This window comes from Acinetobacter sp. TR3 (assembly GCF_027105055.1).
In the GTDB taxonomy this organism is placed as follows: Bacteria; Pseudomonadota; Gammaproteobacteria; order Pseudomonadales; family Moraxellaceae; genus Acinetobacter.
The window spans coordinates 416281-434803 of sequence record NZ_CP114264.1; the positions used below are offsets into that span (position 1 = coordinate 416281).

Annotated in this window: 19 protein-coding genes and 1 pseudogene; 10 read left to right on the forward strand and 10 right to left on the reverse strand. The window is 39.0% G+C overall.

Translation table 11 applies throughout. The annotated features are described in order from the left end of the window. Positions 1–15 precede the first annotated feature (15 nt). A complete protein-coding gene (locus O1449_RS01995) occupies positions 16–762 on the forward strand; it encodes a sporulation protein (RefSeq protein WP_269239023.1) in 747 nt (248 codons plus the stop codon). Positions 763–843: 81 nt separating this feature from the next. Beyond that, positions 844–1605, forward strand: coding sequence for a hypothetical protein (locus tag O1449_RS02000; protein ID WP_269239024.1), 762 nt, complete (start codon positions 844–846; stop codon positions 1603–1605). Positions 1606–1621: 16 nt separating this feature from the next. Here the strand turns inward: O1449_RS02000 and O1449_RS02005 are convergent, their stop codons facing one another. Further along, a complete protein-coding gene (locus O1449_RS02005; protein ID WP_269239025.1) occupies positions 1622–2485 on the reverse strand; it encodes a LysR family transcriptional regulator in 864 nt (287 codons plus the stop codon). Between the two features lie 53 nt (positions 2486–2538). Further along, positions 2539–2745 (reverse strand): DUF2061 domain-containing protein, encoded by a 207-nt coding sequence (locus O1449_RS02010; protein ID WP_087536325.1) that lies wholly within the window; start codon positions 2743–2745, stop codon positions 2539–2541. A 270-nt stretch (positions 2746–3015) separates the two neighbouring features. Between O1449_RS02010 and leuC the strand changes: the two genes are divergently transcribed. The 4 genes from leuC (at position 3016) to leuB (ending at position 6945) form a co-directional block, all read left to right on the forward strand. Continuing rightward, the gene (gene leuC / locus O1449_RS02015; protein ID WP_004659116.1) at positions 3016–4434 is read left to right on the forward strand and encodes a 3-isopropylmalate dehydratase large subunit; all 1419 of its coding nucleotides are present in this window, start codon (positions 3016–3018) and stop codon (positions 4432–4434) included. A gap of 12 nt (positions 4435–4446) precedes the next feature. Beyond that, positions 4447–5097, forward strand: coding sequence for a 3-isopropylmalate dehydratase small subunit (gene leuD / locus O1449_RS02020; RefSeq protein WP_269239027.1), 651 nt, complete (start codon positions 4447–4449; stop codon positions 5095–5097). A gap of 147 nt (positions 5098–5244) precedes the next feature. Then, positions 5245–5820: a hypothetical protein gene (locus tag O1449_RS02025; protein WP_087542947.1), complete on the forward strand. Its 576-nt coding sequence runs from the start codon at positions 5245–5247 to the stop codon at positions 5818–5820. 45 nt (positions 5821–5865) lie between these two features. Next, complete coding sequence (gene leuB / locus O1449_RS02030; RefSeq protein WP_269239028.1) at positions 5866–6945, forward strand: 3-isopropylmalate dehydrogenase; 1080 nt, start codon at positions 5866–5868, stop codon at positions 6943–6945. A gap of 66 nt (positions 6946–7011) precedes the next feature. Here the strand turns inward: leuB and O1449_RS16310 are convergent. Further along, positions 7012–7380: pseudogene (locus tag O1449_RS16310) on the reverse strand (hypothetical protein). 189 nt (positions 7381–7569) lie between these two features. On the opposite strand from O1449_RS16310, the gene O1449_RS02035 reads away from it, so the two are divergent. Further along, positions 7570–7941, forward strand: a complete 372-nt coding sequence (locus O1449_RS02035; protein WP_269228907.1) for a lysozyme inhibitor LprI family protein — start codon at positions 7570–7572, stop codon at positions 7939–7941. Between the two features lie 61 nt (positions 7942–8002). Here the strand turns inward: O1449_RS02035 and infA are convergent, their stop codons facing one another. Then, positions 8003–8224 carry a translation initiation factor IF-1 gene (gene infA / locus O1449_RS02040; RefSeq protein ID WP_001284370.1) on the reverse strand — a complete coding sequence of 74 codons (222 nt, stop codon included), beginning with the start codon at positions 8222–8224 and terminating at the stop codon, positions 8003–8005. A 229-nt stretch (positions 8225–8453) separates the two neighbouring features. On the opposite strand from infA, the gene O1449_RS02045 reads away from it, so the two are divergent. Beyond that, entirely contained in the window at positions 8454–9461 is a 1008-nt protein-coding gene (locus O1449_RS02045) for an AraC family transcriptional regulator (RefSeq protein WP_004659105.1), read from the forward strand. Between the two features lie 41 nt (positions 9462–9502). Here the strand turns inward: O1449_RS02045 and truA are convergent, their stop codons facing one another. The 5 genes from truA to asd all read right to left on the reverse strand — a co-directional run bounded on the left by truA (position 9503) and on the right by asd (position 15332). Then, positions 9503–10300 (reverse strand): tRNA pseudouridine(38-40) synthase TruA, encoded by a 798-nt coding sequence (gene truA / locus O1449_RS02050; RefSeq protein WP_269239029.1) that lies wholly within the window; start codon positions 10298–10300, stop codon positions 9503–9505. A 16-nt stretch (positions 10301–10316) separates the two neighbouring features. Then, positions 10317–11285, reverse strand: a complete 969-nt coding sequence (locus tag O1449_RS02055) for an asparaginase domain-containing protein (protein ID WP_269239030.1) — start codon at positions 11283–11285, stop codon at positions 10317–10319. Positions 11286–11329: 44 nt separating this feature from the next. Next, entirely contained in the window at positions 11330–12508 is a 1179-nt protein-coding gene (locus tag O1449_RS02060) for a FimV domain-containing protein (protein WP_269228904.1), read from the reverse strand. Between the two features lie 61 nt (positions 12509–12569). After that, a complete protein-coding gene (locus O1449_RS02065) occupies positions 12570–14072 on the reverse strand; it encodes a FimV/HubP-related protein (RefSeq protein WP_269228903.1) in 1503 nt (500 codons plus the stop codon). A gap of 141 nt (positions 14073–14213) precedes the next feature. Beyond that, positions 14214–15332, reverse strand: coding sequence for an aspartate-semialdehyde dehydrogenase (gene asd, locus O1449_RS02070; RefSeq protein ID WP_004659097.1), 1119 nt, complete (start codon positions 15330–15332; stop codon positions 14214–14216). Positions 15333–15521: 189 nt separating this feature from the next. Between asd and O1449_RS02075 the strand changes: the two genes are divergently transcribed. Next, complete coding sequence (locus O1449_RS02075) at positions 15522–16631, forward strand: endonuclease/exonuclease/phosphatase family protein (RefSeq protein WP_269228902.1); 1110 nt, start codon at positions 15522–15524, stop codon at positions 16629–16631. Between the two features lie 284 nt (positions 16632–16915). Here O1449_RS02075 and O1449_RS02080 read toward each other — a convergent pair whose 3' ends face one another. Further along, entirely contained in the window at positions 16916–17851 is a 936-nt protein-coding gene (locus O1449_RS02080; RefSeq protein ID WP_269239031.1) for an LpxL/LpxP family acyltransferase, read from the reverse strand. Positions 17852–17988: 137 nt separating this feature from the next. Here O1449_RS02080 and O1449_RS02085 point away from each other — a divergent pair, with 137 nt between their 5' ends. Next, positions 17989–18516, forward strand: coding sequence for an O-acetyl-ADP-ribose deacetylase (locus tag O1449_RS02085; protein ID WP_269228900.1), 528 nt, complete (start codon positions 17989–17991; stop codon positions 18514–18516). The last annotated feature ends 7 nt before the right edge of the window (positions 18517–18523 follow it).

The following is an 18523-nucleotide window of genomic DNA, read 5'->3' on the forward strand; positions in this document are numbered from 1 at the left end:
CAAAAGGGTCGAAACATGTTTAAAAAAATGATGTCAAGTTTAGGTATTCAAGGGGTAACTGTAGAAACGCATTTGCATAATCCAACTTTACAAGCGGGTGGAACATTAGAAGGGGAAATTAGTTTTAAAGGCGGCTCATCTGATAAAGAAATCAATAGTTTGTATTTACAATTGATGACCATCGCCGAAGTTGAGTCAGGGGATCATGAATTTAATCAACCTTTGATTTTGGATCAGTGGTTAATCAGTTCAAATTTTTTATTAGCTGCACATCAATCCCATCATATTCCATTTACGATGCAAATCCCATATGAAACGCCTATCACTGAAGTTTCTTGTCGCCGTAATGGGACTCGCGTTTGGATCAATACACATATGGATGTTGATTGGGGACTAGATGCAACTGATCGTGATTATTTAAGTGTGTTACCCACACCAACCATGCAAGTGTTTTTACAAGCAATGCAACAATGTGGTTTTGTCTTATCGAGTGTCGATGTAGAAAAAGGACAACTCACGGCACGTAATTTTCGATCAACCATTGGTTGCTACCAAGAATTAGAGTTTGTTTCTTCACATCTGTTCAGCGGTTTTAATGAGGTCGAAGTGTCATTTGTTGCAGAAGCACATCAAATGCATGTGATGTTAGAAGTGGATCGAACTTTGCGTTCAGATCAGCTATTGACGATGACACTTCCAAATCAGCAATTAGATGTGAGTCAAGTGACGCAACAAATTCGCCGTTTGTTAAAAATAGGATAATCTATATCATCGATGCCTCCCATAATTATTGGGAGGTTTTAATGTCATATAACTGTCATCTTTTGTTCTTAAGATGACAGTATGAAAATAAAAATAAATCAGGAAGCACAGACTTCCAACAAGCTTGATGCATTACTCAAATTAGAACGCCAGCAACCGATGATAAAAACACGCTGGATGATCCTGCCGATTTTAGTCTTACTGCTCATGTATAGCTGGCAACAGCAGATCTTTAGCGCTTGGGTTTTACTCCCATTAATATGGACAATTATTGTTTTAAACCATGTTTTGATCGCCAAGACTCGAAGGAGTAAATTAGAGAAGATTGAGCAACTCAACATTGATCCAATATTTTGGAATAAATTCAAACAACAATATCCCGAACTGAGCTTAAAACAACGTCGACTGATTGAACTTGGATTTAAAGATTACTTGGCATTACATGTGATGCAAAAACAAGCCTATGCCATGCCATCACATGCAGTCGATGCTTTATGGCATGTGATGTTGCAATATCCGATCCAATATCAGCAATTATGTGAGCAAACCATAGGTCGAACGTTGAATCATAGCCCTTATGATGGAACAACGAGACCAGAAGAACAAGCAAAGCAATTATTTGAAGCTTGGAAATATAGCTGTATGTTACATGGATATAATCCAAGCAATACGATGCAATTGCCACGACTTTTTGCGGTTGATCAGGTGTTCGGTTGGGAAAATGGACAATCGTTTGAACTGGCGCAAATGACTAAAAATTTTGCAAAATATATGCAGGATCAATCATCATCTTCATCCAGTTGTGGCAGTAGCTGTAGCAGTTGTGGCGGAGGCGGTGACTAACTTAGCTTTAGCTAGCCTAGCCAAGTTGCATCATATTGATTAATTCTTCCGCTGCTTTAGATTGAATCCGTGCAGGATGCCACACCATACCCAGTTGACGTTGCATATCGAGATTCAGATCAAGTTGTTTTAAATCTTGGTTCACCAACGTTTTAGGTAATACCGACCAACCTAAACCAATAGAAACTAACATCCTGATTGATTCTAAAGGATTGTTGCTCATGCTGATTTTAGGTTTTAAGCTCTTTTTTTCAAACTCTGCTAATGTGATTTGACTGGTATAAGTGTGTGCTGCGGGTAAAAGGCTAGGATAAGCAATCAAATCTTCTAATTTAAGTTGTGATTGTTGTGCTAAAGGATGAAAAGGTGAGGCCACAAAAACCAAAGGATCATTCCAAATCGTCAAGTAGCTTAGTCGTTCATCTCCAATTGGAGGGAGTGTTAAAAAGGCCAGTTCGAGTTCACCTGCTAAAACTTGTTCATGCGCCTGTTCTGAGTCTACAAAATGCACATCTAAAGTGACTTGCGGAAAAGATTGCACAAAAGCTTTCAGTGGGTCTGCGAGATGATGCAATCCGATATGATGACTTGTCCCAATTTTTAAACGACCCTGTACCTGATTCTGCTCATGACTCAGCGTATGATGAATTTCACCTAATTCATTGAGCCATGTTCTCACTTTCGGTAATAAAGAATGTGCAGCATGGGTCGGTTGAATACCGCGTCCTGCGGATTCAAACAGTTTTACTCCAAAATATTCTTCAAGCGTATGAATTCGTTTGGTCACCGCAGGTTGAGTAATAAATAATTGTTCTGCTGCAATCGAAATTGATCCCGTTTCCATCACTTTTAAAAATGCTTCAAATGCAGCAAGATTCATACAGGCCTACTCAAATAACTTTAAAATATGTGCTCAGATATTGATGTTGAAAATTAGAAATAATTCCAAACTTTTTCATGGAAGAAAAAGGCAAAAGCTTGTACGGTTGGTTCAATTAAACTTAAGGTTGCGGCCATGATTAAATTTCCCGTAATCATATAGGCAACTATCATCGCAACACTAATATGCATGATGTAGTAACTCAAGGTTTTTTTTAAAGTCCGTCGATTGTTAATCACGAATTGCTGAATGTTTGCCATATCGCTCACCATTTCAAATCCTATTTAATTAAATAGTAATGATTATCATTTAAAAAGTAAAAAAGAAATTTCTACTCTCGATGATCGAACTTTTAGATAGATAAGCATTGATCTCTTTATTGAAAAAAATTGATGCATAAATGAATTAGGTATTCCAAAAAGTTTGATAACTAATAAAAATGATAAATTAGATTTATGTGAAAGCATTGCTATAATAAATTTAAGATTTAGTTACCCAGTCCTATGACAAGCACGTTGGAGAGCGACGACATGGCAGGCAAGACATTATATGACAAATTATGGGATGACCATTTAGTTAAGCAACGTGATGATGGTTCAAGCTTGATTTATATTGATCGTCATTTATTACATGAAGTGACTAGCCCTCAAGCATTTGAAGGCTTACAACTTGCTGATCGTCAGCCTTGGCGTTTAAGTGCCAATGTCGCAACACCTGACCATAACGTTCCAACTTCTAAAAAAGAGCGTGAGCAAGGCATTGCTGGAATCGAAGATGATACCTCTCGTATCCAAGTCCAAACTTTAGATGATAACTGTAAGACCTTTAATATCGTTGAATTTGGTATTAATGACATTCGTCAAGGTATCGCCCACGTGGTAGGACCAGAGCAAGGTTTAACTTTGCCGGGTATGACCGTGGTCTGTGGTGACTCACACACAGCTACACATGGCGCATTTGGTTGTTTAGCACACGGTATTGGCACGTCAGAAGTTGAGCATGTGTTAGCAACTCAATGTTTAGTACAGAAAAAATCGAAAAACATGCTTGTTCGTGTCGATGGTGTATTAGGCAAAGGCGTGACGTCGAAAGATGTTGTTTTAGCAATTATCGGCAAAATTGGAACGGCTGGTGGTACAGGCTATGCCATTGAATTTGGTGGTCAAGTGTTCCGTGATATGTCGATCGAAGGGCGTATGACCGTATGTAACATGGCAATCGAAGCGGGTGCGCGCGTAGGTATGGTTGCTGTTGATGACAAAACCATCGCTTATGTGAAAGATCGTAACTATGCGCCTAAAGGTGAGCAGTGGGATCAAGCCGTAGAATATTGGAATACCTTACACTCAGACGAAGATGCTGTATTTGATGCAGTCGTCGTATTGAATGGCGCTGAGATTGAGCCACAAGTGTCTTGGGGAACTTCTCCAGAAATGGTGATCCCTGTTTCGCAAGCAGTACCGACTTTAGAACAAGCAAAAGATGATGTTCAGCGTAATGACTGGACTCGTGCTTATCAATATATGGGTTTAACTGCTGGTCAAGCGTTGTCTGATATTCAATTAGATCGTGTCTTTATTGGTTCATGTACCAATTCTCGTATTGAAGATATTCGTGCTGCGGCAGATGTCGTGAAAGGGCGTAAAGTTGCATCTAGTATTAAACAGGCGATGATCGTTCCGGGTTCAGGTTTGGTGAAGCAACAAGCAGAACAAGAAGGCTTGGATCAAATTTTCTTAGATGCTGGTTTTGAATGGCGTGAACCAGGTTGTTCAATGTGCTTAGCAATGAACGCTGATAAATTACAACCAGGTGAACATTGTGCATCTACTTCGAATCGAAATTTTGAAGGTCGTCAGGGTAACGGTGGTCGTACACATTTGGTAAGCCCAGCAATGGCTGCAGCGGCTGCTATTGCAGGTCATTTTGTTGATGTACGTTCATTCTAAAGGAGCAAAATCATGAAAAAATACACTGTAGAACAAGGTATTGTTGCACCTTTAGATCGTGCAAATGTTGATACTGATTTAATCATTCCAAAACAGTTTTTGAAGTCAATTAAGCGCACAGGTTTTGGCGATAACTTATTTGATGAATTGCGTTATTTAGATGAAGGTTATTTGGGGCAGGACATTAATAAACGTCCTAAGAATCCAGATTTTGTTTTAAATAAACCGCGCTATCAAGGTTCAACAATTCTATTGGCACGCACGAATTTTGGTTGTGGCTCTAGCCGTGAACATGCGCCTTGGGCATTAAATGAATATGGTTTCCGTACAGTAATTGCACCAAGTTTTGCAGATATTTTCTTTAATAACTGCTTTAAAAATGGCATGTTGCCTGTGATTTTATCTGAAGAGATTGTTGATCAGTTATTCAAGGAATGTGCTGAAACAGAAGGTTATCAATTGACCATCGATTTAGAGGCACAGGAAGTACGCACGCCAACAGGTCAGGCATTTAAATTTGAAATTGATCCATTCCGTAAGCACTGCTTATTAAATGGTTTGGATGATATTGGCTTAACTTTGCAAGTGGCAGATGATATTCGCGCTTTTGAGGCCAAGGCAAAACAAGTACGTCCTTGGGTGTTTCAAGAGATAGAAGCTTAAGTTTTATTTATATCTCATCAATATAAATATAGCTTAATGTTTTAGTACATTTTAAATATAGCCATAGCGCGGACATGGAACTCTTGTTAACATGCAAGTAGATATATTCGCTTGCATGTTTGCATGATATAGGACTGGGCTTGAATAATGAAAAGAAGACTCCCTCGCAGTATTTTGCTGTGTTTAGGTGTTGGTATGACATTAACCGCATGTCAGAATTCTACGAATATGGTTGATCAGGTTCGTATTGCCCAAAATACAGTAGGCAATAAAGCAGAAAATGCAACTTTGTATTGTTCAGGCGTCGAAAATTGTGAGTTTGAACGAATCAATGATATTGCCGTGATCGATGCCAAATCGCACCGTATTAGCCAACAGGCGATGGAGCAAGGGATTGTACGATTGCATGGTTCAGTTTTTAGTAGAAAACAACAAGTCTACTTAAATGTACCAGCCAAACAATATGAAGTAGTCATTCGCTTTTATCCTATTTCACCAGACCGAGCTGAAACCTTCCATGTGATTCATGCGTTCAAGCCGCATCAAAGCTATACCTTTAAAATGTACCGAGACCGTGCATATCGTTCGGGTAGTTTATTAAATGTTTCTATACCTGAACCCTTATGTGTGGATTTGCAACAAGAACAGCATACGATTCGTCGATTCTGTCGCCCATATGATGTGAGCACAGGTTTGGGTGAATTTGTTGAGAAAAAGATTTAATCGGCTTGCAGTATGAACGCTGCATATATGAAACTGGAAGAATAAATGTCTAAACATATTTTAATTTTAGCAGGCGATGGTATCGGTCCTGAGATTGTTGGTGCAGCTGAGCAAGTACTAACTAAGGTGAATCAAAAATTTAATTTAGGTTTGACATGGGAACATGGTTTACTGGGTGGTGCAGCAATTGATGCACATGGTGAACCTTACCCAGCTGTCACTAGTGAACAGGCGAAAAAAGCCGATGCAATCTTGTTGGGTGCGGTTGGTGGTCCTAAGTGGGATACCATTGAACGTTCAATCCGTCCAGAACGTGGTTTGCTTAAAATTCGTAGCGAATTGAATTTATTCGCAAATTTACGTCCTGCGATTCTTTATCCACAATTGGCTGATGCTTCAAGTTTGAAGCCAGAAATCGTTGCTGGTTTGGATATCCTCATTGTTCGTGAATTAACAGGGGGGATCTATTTTGGCCAACCACGTGGTATTCGCGAATTAGAAAATGGCGAAAAACAAGGTTATAACACTGATGTTTATTCAGAAAGTGAAATCAAGCGTATCGCCAAAGTTGCATTTGAGCTAGCAGGCTTGCGCGGTGGCAAAGTATGCTCGGTTGATAAAGCCAATGTATTGGAAGTGACTGAATTGTGGAAGCAAACGGTTACTGATTTACAGCAAGCACAATATTCAAATATTCAACTCTCACATATGTATGTTGACAATGCTGCGATGCAGTTAGTGCGTGCACCAAAGCAGTTTGATGTGATCGTCACAGGTAATTTATTTGGTGATATCTTATCGGATGAAGCAGCAATGTTGACAGGTTCGATCGGCATGTTGCCTTCTGCATCTTTAGATGAAAATGGCAAAGGCATGTATGAGCCATGTCATGGTTCTGCACCAGATATTGCTGGTCAAAATGTTGCTAATCCATTGGCAACTATTCTTTCAGTTGCGATGATGTTACGTTATACCTTCCGTGAAGAAGCTGCAGCAAAAGCAATTGAAGATGCTGTAGGTCAAGTATTAGATCAAGGTTTGCGTACAGCAGATATTATGTCTGAAGGCATGACAAAAGTTGGTACAGATGCTATGGGTGAAGCCGTAGTTTCAGCACTTAACTAAGTGTTATAGCCAATTAAAAACGCAGCTTGGGCTGCGTTTTTTTATAACTTAATGTATATAAGCGAACTAACAAGCCTTGCTTTCATAGCGAATAGAGCGAGCAATTTGTTGTTGGTCTAGCTCAAAAATGATGTGACATTTTAAATTGAGATCATAAGTACTATCTGTATTGCCAGCACTTTGAATTGGTATATTTTGAACACTAAGTTCAGCCGATTGAGCAATAGGAATTGGGTGAATGACAGTGTAAATCAGCTGATTGCTTTGTTTGATTGGTTGGGCGATAGTCTGAAAACCTAGAGGTTTTAAATCGAACTGCTGTTGGATTATGGTTGCAGATTGCCCAATAAAAAGTTGTAAATAATCAGGTAGGCTGGTTCGATTTTGGTATGCTGTGGTACATGCTTATAAAGATAATATGATTATAAATAACAAATACTTAAATTTTCATTTTGATCAGTCCTTATCCTCTCATCTATTTTTATTCAATCCTTAAATTATGTTGGTGTCGAGTTCATTTGTGTGAATTGATAAAAATATACAAACTAGTCTATTTTTAGGCAATATTCAATTGAGTTCAAATGTGCTTAGATAGATAGCATATTAAGCGATTGAGAAAACTTGATGCACAAATTTATATTTGGACTGATGTGTGGCGCTTTAGCAACATTCAGTCATGCAGATAATTGTGATAAGGCACGCAATACGTATGATGATATTTATTGCACGAATAAAATTTATGCGAGTGCTGATGCTGATTTAAATAAAAATTACCAGCAATTACGTCACCAACTCGATGAGACACAACAAAAGATTCTTAAAAAGTCTCAGCTCGCATGGATTCATCATCGAGATGCAGAATGTACTGATGATCAAAAAAATAGCGTAAGCGTGCAATGTAGACTTACGACGACACAAGAGCGTAATCATTGGTTAGAGGAAAGATTGCGTGAGTGTCAAACGGTAGGGTGTAAAACAACACGTTTGAGTGAGTAATAAGAATCAAGCATAAAAAAAGCCACAAACAAAATGTGGCTTTTTTGCATTCACGAATCTCTTAGCGCGCGCGATAAGTGATACGACCCTTTGTTAAGTCATAAGGTGTCATTTCTACTTTTACACTGTCGCCCGTCAAAATACGGATATAGTGTTTGCGCATTTTACCAGAAATGTGAGCAATAACTTCGTGACCGTTTTCTAAACGTACACGGAACATCGTATTAGGAAGCGTTTCGGTGACAACGCCTTCGAACTCAATGAGTTCCTCTTTATTGGCCATAGCCTACCTGATGATCAAATTGGAAAGGGGCAAATTATAGTCAATTTATTTGAATTTTACAAGGTGAAGCGTATGTAAACCTTTTAGATCTTTATTCATAAAAACTGTCGGACAATTGACAATTTTTTTTAACAAAAGAAGCAGAATATTGTTGTCAGTTTGGTCAATCAACGTTAATCTAAAATTGTTGTTATTGTTACAAGAACGTATCTACAGGGAAGGGCACTGAGTGGGTCAGTTAACAGATGCATCAGTTGTATTGCGCTTTGGTTATCAGGCAATTCGTAAAGCAGGATTGCCAACTGAAGAGATTCTAACAAAAGCAGGGGTAGCGCTAAATCAAATTGATACCAATGCCAGAACGCCATTAAGTGCGCAAAATGCATTTTGGATTGCTGCACAGGAAGTCAGCAATGATCCTGATATTGGATTGCATTTAGGTGAGCATTTACCACTCTATCGTGGTCAGGTGATTGAGCATCTATTTATTAGTAGTGAAACATTTGGTGAGGGTCTAAAACGAGCTTTAGCTTATCAGCGTCTGATCAGTGATGCTTTTGATGCAAAACTCGTAGTTGAAGATGGTCGTTGTTATCTCACCAACGGTGAACAGTTTTGGTCAGATAATTTAGTCAATCGCCATTTCTCTGAATGTGCTATGTCAGGCATCCTACGTTTCTTTAAATTTATTACTGAAGGTCAGTTTCAGCCAATTTACATCGACTTTAATTTTAGTGATGGTGCTGATGATGATGAATATTTCCGAGTATATGGTTGTCCTGTTAGTTTAGGACAAAAAGCGACACGTCTTTATTTTGATGTGGCAGTGCTTGATTACCCCTTGTGGCAAGCTGAACCAGAACTATTACAATTACATGAACAACTAGCGATTGAGAAACTACAAGAGCTTGCGCGGTATGATTTGGTTGGTGAAGTTCGCCGCGCGATTGGTTCAACTTTAGAAAGTGGTGAAACTACGTTAGAAACAGTTGCAGCTCAATTAAGCATCACGCCACGCCGCTTAAGAACACAGCTTAGCGAGGCGAATACGAGCTTCCAGCAAATCCTTTCAGATTATCGTTGTCGTCTAGCGAAGAAATTATTGGCGAATACCAATGAAAGTGTAGAAAGAATTGTGTATTTAACGGGTTTTTCTGAACCAAGTACGTTCTATCGTGCATTTAAGCGTTGGACGAATGAAACCCCTGTCGAATATCGTAAGCGTAAACAGCGCTAATTTTTCTAAGAAAAAAGCCTTATCTCCCGATAAGGCTTTTTTTATTCAGGCAGATTTAACCATTGGGGACCTAAAGGTAGCTGTGGTAAATCAAACTCATCAGGATAATAGGACTGAATAAAATATAAACCATCAGGTGGGGCGGTAATGCCTGCAGCGGTACGGTCTTCTGCGGCAAACATGGTATCGATATGATCAATATCGTACATACCTTGCCCAATCTCAAGCAGGCATCCCATGATATTCCGTACCATATGATGTAAAAATCCATCGGCTTGAATATCTAATACTAAATAGCGTCCATGTTCAAATAGACGACAGTGTTTTACATGACGTATGGGTTGGTTGGATTGACATGCAGCAGCTCGGAAAGTCTCAAAGTTATGCGTTCCCTCAAATTTGGATGCAGCGACAATCATCTTCGGTACATCTAATTTTTGATAAAGATGAGTGACTTGTTTATACAATAGTGCAGGACGGGTGGGTGCGTTATAGACGACATAGCGATAACGTCGAGCAATCGCTTTGAACCGTGCATGGAAATTCTCATCCATGCGTTTAATCCATTGAATTGAAATATCTTTTGGAAGTTGACTATTGGCACCACGAATCCAACCTTGTTCTGGGCGAATGGCTTCGGTGTCGAAGTGAGCCACCATATTGGTTGCATGCACACCCGCATCCGTACGGCCAGCACCATGCAAAATAATGGGCTCATTGGCAATACGGCTCAGCACTTTCTCGATGGTTTCTTGAACAGTTACAACACCAGCCTGCTGAGTTTGCCAACCACGGTATTGCGTGCCACAAAATTCAATACCGATTGCATAACGTTGCATGTTTTAACCTCAAATATTAATGCTGATGCCAATTAGCGAACCATTGTTCGTGGCTCGGATATTTTAAATAGATTTGCAAGACTTTTGCATATAAATCAGCATGGCTATGGCAATCATTGATTAAAACTTTGGCAGATTGAATCCATGAACTGACGGCATAACGTTGATCTAGTTGCCCAAAGGTCACTTGGGTGCTGATAATAGGCAGACATTTTTTTTGATACAGTTGCTCAAACCGCATCAGAATTTCCTCATTTACTGCAATATTGCCTGTGCCAAATCCTTGTAGAATCAAGAAATTTGGTGGGTTAAGCAGAATATTTTTTAACTGTAGAATGAGTTGTTCTTTTGCAATCGGCTGCAACATCAAATTTAAGATGCTGAGTTCAGTTGCTTGCTGAATATATTCATTTTGAACAACAAGAAAATCTGCTGTGGTTTGACAACTTTGATCTGCTTTAACACCGACGAAAGCATCCAACTCAGTGGTATGTGCTTTTAAGGTCGTTTGTGCGTGAAAAACTTGTTCATGGAATGCTAGATAAACACCAGTTGGCAAAGAGAGGACTTGCTCTAATGCCAAATATAGGTTGCCTGTGGCATCTGTAAATTCACGGGTATCATTGCCTTCAACATTCAATAATGGGTATTGGCTACCTGTAATGATGGCATGACAAGAATGTCCCAAGAAACGAGCAAGTGTTGCTGCAGCGTAACTTAAAGTGTCTGTCCCATGAATAATGACAAAATGTTGAAAACCATTGAGTTGCAATTGCTGGATTTGTTGTACCAACTTTAGCCAATCCGTTGCAGTGCAGGCACTACTGTCTTTGATACTAGGCGCAGCGAAACATTCGACCTGTAAATGATGTGGAATGATCTTAGCTAGTAAAGGTAGAAAATCCTGTTCTGGCATCGGCATCAATGGTTCACCAACGCAACCAAACGTCCCACCCATATAAATTAAAGCGATTTTTTTCATCATAAAAAAAGCAGTCTGAGAGACTGCTTATATTAGACCGATCAAATTCAGGAAGCTATTTTATTCAGTAAACTTTGTGAATGTTGTTGTTGCTCTGCATTAAATGACGGGCTATTTTTTAATAATTCACGTGCAGAATCATAAGCGCCCAATTCAATATATTGCTCAGCAAGTTCTAGATTGAGCTGTGCTTCATCAAGTTGTTGTAAATCAGGAAATGATTGTACAAGAGGGTCGTTGATTGCAACAGATGTAGTTTGAGGCGTGGTTTGAACAGGTTCAAGTTCAACAACTGATTCCGTAACTTCAACTTGCTTGTTTTCTGTCGGTTCAAAACTAAAATCTAACGTTGGTGCTGCTTCAGTTTTTTGTTCTGTAACTTCTAAGTTTGAAAAATTGAAATCTAATTCAGGCTTTGCTTCTTCAACTACAGGAGGAGTTGCAGGTGCAGCATCTAAATTGAATGAGAATTCTAAAGGAGCAGGCTCTTTATTCTCTTGTTGCTCGATTGTTGGTGTAGCTTCGGTTGTTTCCTTTTTCTCAAAGGAAAAATTAAAATCTAATGGCTGAACTTCTGGGACTGGTTCAACTGGTTTAACTTCTTCTGCTGGTGCAACATATCCAGATTGTAAGTCATCAAATGATTGTGACGTTTTTGATGCCGCTAATGCGTCAAAATCTGCGTTGTTTTGCTCTGTTGCTAAACTATCTGATGTACTGGTTTGCTGGAAATGGCTTGAGCCTGAATTGAACTCAATTGCATCAGGTTGTTTATTTTTTTCATATTCACGTTGCTTTGCTTCAGCAGCTTCAGCAATATCATCAAGTTTCAAAGCATGAATATGTTTGATCAATTGATCAATTGCAAAATCATCTTTTTGAGCTAAGTGAATATCAAGGAGAAATAAATATAACTCATGTTGGGAGTTATCTTGTTTTAAAATCTGATTGATTTGTGCTTCCGCGCCTTGATAATTGCCACTTTGAATTTGCTGTTCAATTTTCTGGCGTAAAGACTCTGGAATCGCGGTTGCGGCGGCTGGAACAGATTCCTGTTCTTCACGTGCTAATGTCGTACGTGAAGTTTTAGTTGTCGCTGCTTTTTTCGCTGATTTTGCTGTAGCACCTTTTTTAGGTGTTGCAGTATTTTGGTTGTCACTGCGTTTTTTTAAAACGATTGCAACAACTAATGCAACGATTAGCAGTACAATTATTATAGTTGACATGATCTAAACCCCTTAAAGATAGAGCCGCTTTGGTGCAAATTTATGAGAATCTTCTCGTAACCTAGCGTGTTGGCTTTTTAGTTTCCTGCTGCACTTTCAACTGATCTTGTAACTCTGCAAGCCGAGCATTTAATAGCTGAATACGTTGTTCCTTGTTACGTAATGCCAATTCTAACTGTGTTACGTTTCTTTGTAATGTAACGGTTTTTTCTCGTGCTGTCATAACTTTTAATGATAAATCTGCACTGGTTTTTTGCTGTAATGTGTCTTTTTTCGCACTTCCATTGCTTGAATCTTGGTTACTTTCAGCGACTAGTGACATTTCAGCTTGCTGTAGGCGATATTTGGCTTGACCTGATCGAGGATGTGTTACCTGTGCTGCTATTTGATTTATTGCTGTATTTTGACGGGATAGTGTTGTATTTAGATTGAAATTTAAGCGAGACCCTTGTCTTAAACGATTTGCATTACCACCAATAAAAGCATGCTTATTCTGTGCTTTGATCTGATTCATAACTTTAGCAACAGGCTGTTGTGTTTGTGATGCGATTTGTTGCGCAATACTCCATAAAGATTCGTTACGCTGCACGACATGCTGTTGAGCTGAGTTATTAGATGCAGTCATGGAGTTGCTATTTGTGGCTGGTACTTTCTTTTTAACTTGTTGTGTATCTTGCGTAGGTTGTTGTTTCTTAATTTTTTCTTGTGGTTCAACTGGTTTTTTGTCGAGTGGTTTTGATTCTTTTTCGATTGGTGTAGGTGGTTGGCTCGCAGTTTGAACTGGCTGAGCTGCGACTTGAACAATAGGCTGTTTAGTCATGGTAGGCGTTGGATTTGATTCAATTTTTACTGGTGCAGTCGTATTTATATTATTTGTTTCGATTCTAGGGTTAATTTTTGCAGTTGCAGTGTCCTGATTTTGGCTTGGTATCGGCGTTGTAACAACAGATATTGCTACTGGAGAGCTTTGCTTTGATTGTGAGCTATTTAATATTGGTGGTAAAGCTGAGGAGACATTTAATAAATTTTCTTGCTTTAAATTAAGCTCTTTTGCATTTGTTGCAATTGGTGAACTGAAGCGAGTGCTTTCGGGCAAATTGAGTGCAATATCTTTTTCACTGACAATATATTTAGGTGAAAGCGTTTTTTCATTTGCAGCTGCTTTAGCGGATATCGCTCTTGAACTTTGTCCTATAGGCTGCTTAATATGCTTTAAATGTGCTGCACCACTTTCTTGTATTTTAAGAATAATATTAAGTTCACTGTCTGTCATTGGACGTGTAGAGGTAATCACAATCACCCCTTCACCTTGTGAATTACGGCGTGTATAAAAATTTAGGCCACTCGGAGGCTGATGAGCAGCACCCATCATTAAAAGATCTTCAGGTGTTGCTAAACCTACATCTAATTTTGCGGTAGGATCGGCTTGATGAAAACTCATTTCTGCGTAGAGTAATTCACCAGGTGCAGATTGGATTTGCAATGGATCGAGTGTAATCGCATAAAGGTGTTGCGAAGAAATGATGGCTAAAATGGCAACTTTTAATTTGTTATAAACAGTCATCTCGATCCATGAAAAAGTGATGTTTTAGTCAATTCAAAAGTATACATTACCGTGATGTAAATGAATTGTAAAATATTCATGTTTGATAAAAAACAAAAGCCGATCAAATGTGATCGGCTTTTGTTTTTTAAATGTTTTTGCTTAAGCGTTCTTGTATTCAACCAAAATACGAAGCATACGACGTAAAGGTTCAGCAGCACCCCAAAGTAATTGGTCACCCACAGTGAATGCGCCTAAATACTCTTTACCCATATTGAGCTTACGTAAACGACCAACTGGAACAGTTAAAGTACCAGTTACAGCAACAGGAGTAAGGTCAGTCATAGAGGCTTCACGGGTATTTGGAACCACTTTCGCCCATTGGCTTGATTGACGAATCATGTCTTCGATTTCATCAAGCGCAACATCTTTTTTCAACTTCAAAGTAATGGCTTGAGAGTGACAACGCATTGCACCAATACGAACACAATGACCATCAATAGGAACAATCTGTTGATTGCCTAAGATCTTGTTGGTTTCAACCTGACCTTTCCATTCCTCTTTTGATTGACCACTTTCAAGCTGTTTATCGATATATGGGATCAATGAACCCGCTAATGGCACACCAAAGTTAGATTTTGGAAAACCTTCACCACGTTGCAACTCGGCAATTTGACGGTCAATATCAAGAATTGCAGATTTTGGATCATCCAATAACGTTTTAGTATTGTTATATAAATAACCCATACCAGTGATCAATTCACGCATGTTTTGCGCGCCCGCACCAGAAGCTGCTTGATAAGTCATCGAAGTTGCCCATTCCACTAAATTATTTTGGAACAGAGAACCTAAACCCATCAACATTAAAGAAACGGTACAGTTACCGCCAACGAAAGTTTTAGTGCCGTTGACTAAACCATCTTTAATCACGTTTAAATTGACCGGATCAAGTACGATGATCGCATCATCTGCCATACGTAGTGTAGATGCTGCATCAATCCAGTAACCATCCCAACCTTCAGCTTTTAGCTTAGGGAAAATTTCAGATGTATAATCACCACCTTGACAGGTTAAAATGACATCCATTTGCTTCAGACTGTTAATATCTGACGCATCCATAAGTGCTGGTGCAGTCTTACCACCAAATGAAGGTGCTTCGCCACCTGCATTACTGGTAGAAAAATAGAATGGCTCAATGTGAGCAAAATCATTCTCTTCAACCATACGTTGCATGAGGACAGAACCAACCATCCCACGCCAACCGACCAGACCTACTTTCATGTCATTGTGCCTCGGTATGTAAAAAACTTTAAAGGGGTTTGAGTGTATCAAAAGCGACCACAACTGCAAGCTTTACGTAAATAAAACGATAATTTTATTGAGTGGAATAACTTGTTTGTATTAGATAAAAAATTGATAAAGCTATAACTTCTTTAAAAAATCCAAGATAACCCTAAGAGTACAATTAACATGATATGGATCGAATTTTGTGCGGTACTGGTTATTTGGCTGAGCCTGTGGTCTTTGATTCCTCGTGATGAATGGTGGTTTCGCGGTGCAGATTTTCCTCGTTTGCAAATATTGGCAATAGGAATAATCGCCCTATTGGGTTTGTTATTTATGCAAACAGAATGGACTTTAACGCGAGAAGTACTACTTTTGGGGCTTATCGCAGCGGTCGCATTCCAATTAAAAATGGTTTTGCCTTACACGCCAATATGGCGTAAACAAGTTCAGCAGGTGAAACAAGGGCAATTAAATCCAGAGCAGCAAATTTCTTTGTTGGTTGCTAATGTGCTTACACCTAATCATCAATATGATTTATTGTTGAAACATATTGATGATTTACAACCAGATCTAGTACTGACATTAGAGTCGGATCAAAACTGGCAAGATGCATTACAGCCTATAGAAAAACAATATCCTTACCGTGTTGCAGTGCCATTGGATAATTTATATGGCATGCATTTGTATAGCCGTTTACGTTTAGATGATTCTGAAATTAAATTTATTTTAAGCGATGAAATTCCATCTATACACGCCTCGGTAACATTACGTTCAGGTATCCAAGTACAGTTATATTGTTTGCACCCTAAACCACCAAGCCCAACTGAAGCCAAAGATTCAACTCTAAGAGATGCTGAACTTTTAATGGTTGGTGATCGAATTAAAGATTTAGATGAAAGTTGTATTGTCATGGGAGATCTTAATGATGTGGCATGGTCACGCACCACGCGATTATTTCAACGAATCAGTGGCTTGCTAGATCCACGGGTAGGTCGCTATTTCATGAATACTTTTCACGCAGACTATCGACTTTTACGTTGGTCTTTAGACCATATCTTTCATAGTACCGACTTTGGCTTAGTGGAAATGAAACGATTATCTCATATAGGTTCTGATCATTTTCCAATATATGTCGTTTTACAGACGGGTCGTATTTTTGAGCAACAGCAGGAAGAACTAGAACAAAGCGCTGAAGATGAGCAAGAGGCTGAAGAAGCGATTCGGGATGGTATAGAAAAAGCAGAACAAGAGCACAAGCAAGTTGTTGATGAATTGGCTCAGCCTTATAAGTGACTCAATAGAATGAAATGGCAAATATCGTGATGTAAGCAATATCGTACATTGATTTAAGTCTACGGCGAATAGTCGAGTTTGATCAAAAGGTTTATTCTAAATACATCAGCACAAGGATGCAGGAAAGGATTTCCGATTAAGGATAGCGACGCTGAAATGGAAAAACGTATTATGGATATGATGCATGAGATGGAAGCAAGATAATAAAAAATGATGTGAAAGCACAACCTCATTTACCCGAGTTTTGCAGGATGCGAAACTCGGGTTTTAATTTTCTCTAATTATTAATAAATTTTCTCGTAACCTTCTGCTCGGGTTTTGAATCTACGGTGAAACCACATCCATTGAGTTGGTGCGATACGCAATTGAGCCTCAATGATTCTATTCACCCGAATTGCATCATCGAGTTCATTTTCACTGGGCATATTTTCAACAATAGGCTCAATCAGAACTTTGTATTGTGGATTACGAACATCACCATAACGATAAAAATAAAGCGGGATTGCAACAGATTTGGAGATTTTTAATAGACGACGATGTGCAGTAACAGTGGCAGCAGGAACACCGAAAAAAGGCGCCATGACACCTTGTTTTAAGCCAAAATCTTGGTCTGGACTATACCAAATCGCACCGCCATCTTTTAAGCGACGAACCAAGCCACGCATATCATCATGATCAATTTGCTGTTGATAAATGGTTGCGCGACAACGATAAATCAGCATATCCAACATCGGATTATTCTGTGGACGATAGACCACATCAGGCTCAAAATATTGAGCACAAATATAACCACCTGCATCCAATAAAGTACTGTGTGTACCTAGCAATAAGATACTTTTGCCTTGTGCTTTGGCTGAGTTGATGTGCTCTAGACCTTCAATACTATGGCGTCCTTTAAACCAATTTGGACAATACCAAGCATTTAATGTTTCAAATACACCCAACATCATGTCGACAAACACTTGTTTTGCTTGTACTTCAACCTCAACAGGAGACCATTCAGGGAAGCAAACTTCCAGATTTCTGATTGTGGTTTTTCGACGTGATTTGAGCAAGTGCCAGCATAATGAGGCTAAACCATGTGCCAAGCGCCATTGAATTGCCCAAGGTAAGATTGCTAAGAGCATGAGAAAAGTGATGGCGATCCAGATTTTCCAATACTTAGGGAGTAAAAATTCCCATTGAAACTCGCCAGGGATATAAGACTGCTTTTGACTCATAAACTCGAAATATGAATAACGTTGAATTTTGAAGCAGTGTAGCATGAAGTCGGTTTAGTAATTTAAATGTTAAATAAAACCGCAGTTGTTGTAGCGTAAATCAGCCATTAAACAGCTCTGATAAAGAGGAGAAGATTTTGAAAAGTATAAAAATAATGAAAGGAGATATTACCCAAATCACGGTAGATGCAATTGTTAATGCGGCCAATACTTCACTATTAGGTGGTGGAGGTGTAGATGGTGCAATTCATCGTCGTGGTGGTGTAGCGATTTTGGCAGATTGTCAAAAGATTCGTGCCAAGCAAGGTGGTTGTGCAGTTGGCGAAGCGGTCATGACCACCGCGGGGAATCTACCAGCAAAATATGTGATTCATACTGTTGGACCAACATGGTTAAATGGTGAGAAAAACGAACCAATTTTATTAGAAAATGCTTATCGTAATAGTTTTAAACTCGCTGATCATCTGGGTTTAAAAACAATCGCCTTTCCAAATATTTCAACAGGAATTTATCGGTTTCCTAAACAGCGTGCTGCTCAAATCGCTTTTACAGTGATTAATGACGAGTTAAAACAAAGTCAGTCAGTCCAAGAAGTAATTTTTGTTTGTTTTGATGATGAAAATTTTAATATTTATCATTCATTAAAAGATGATTTTGAAATCTAAGCACTCA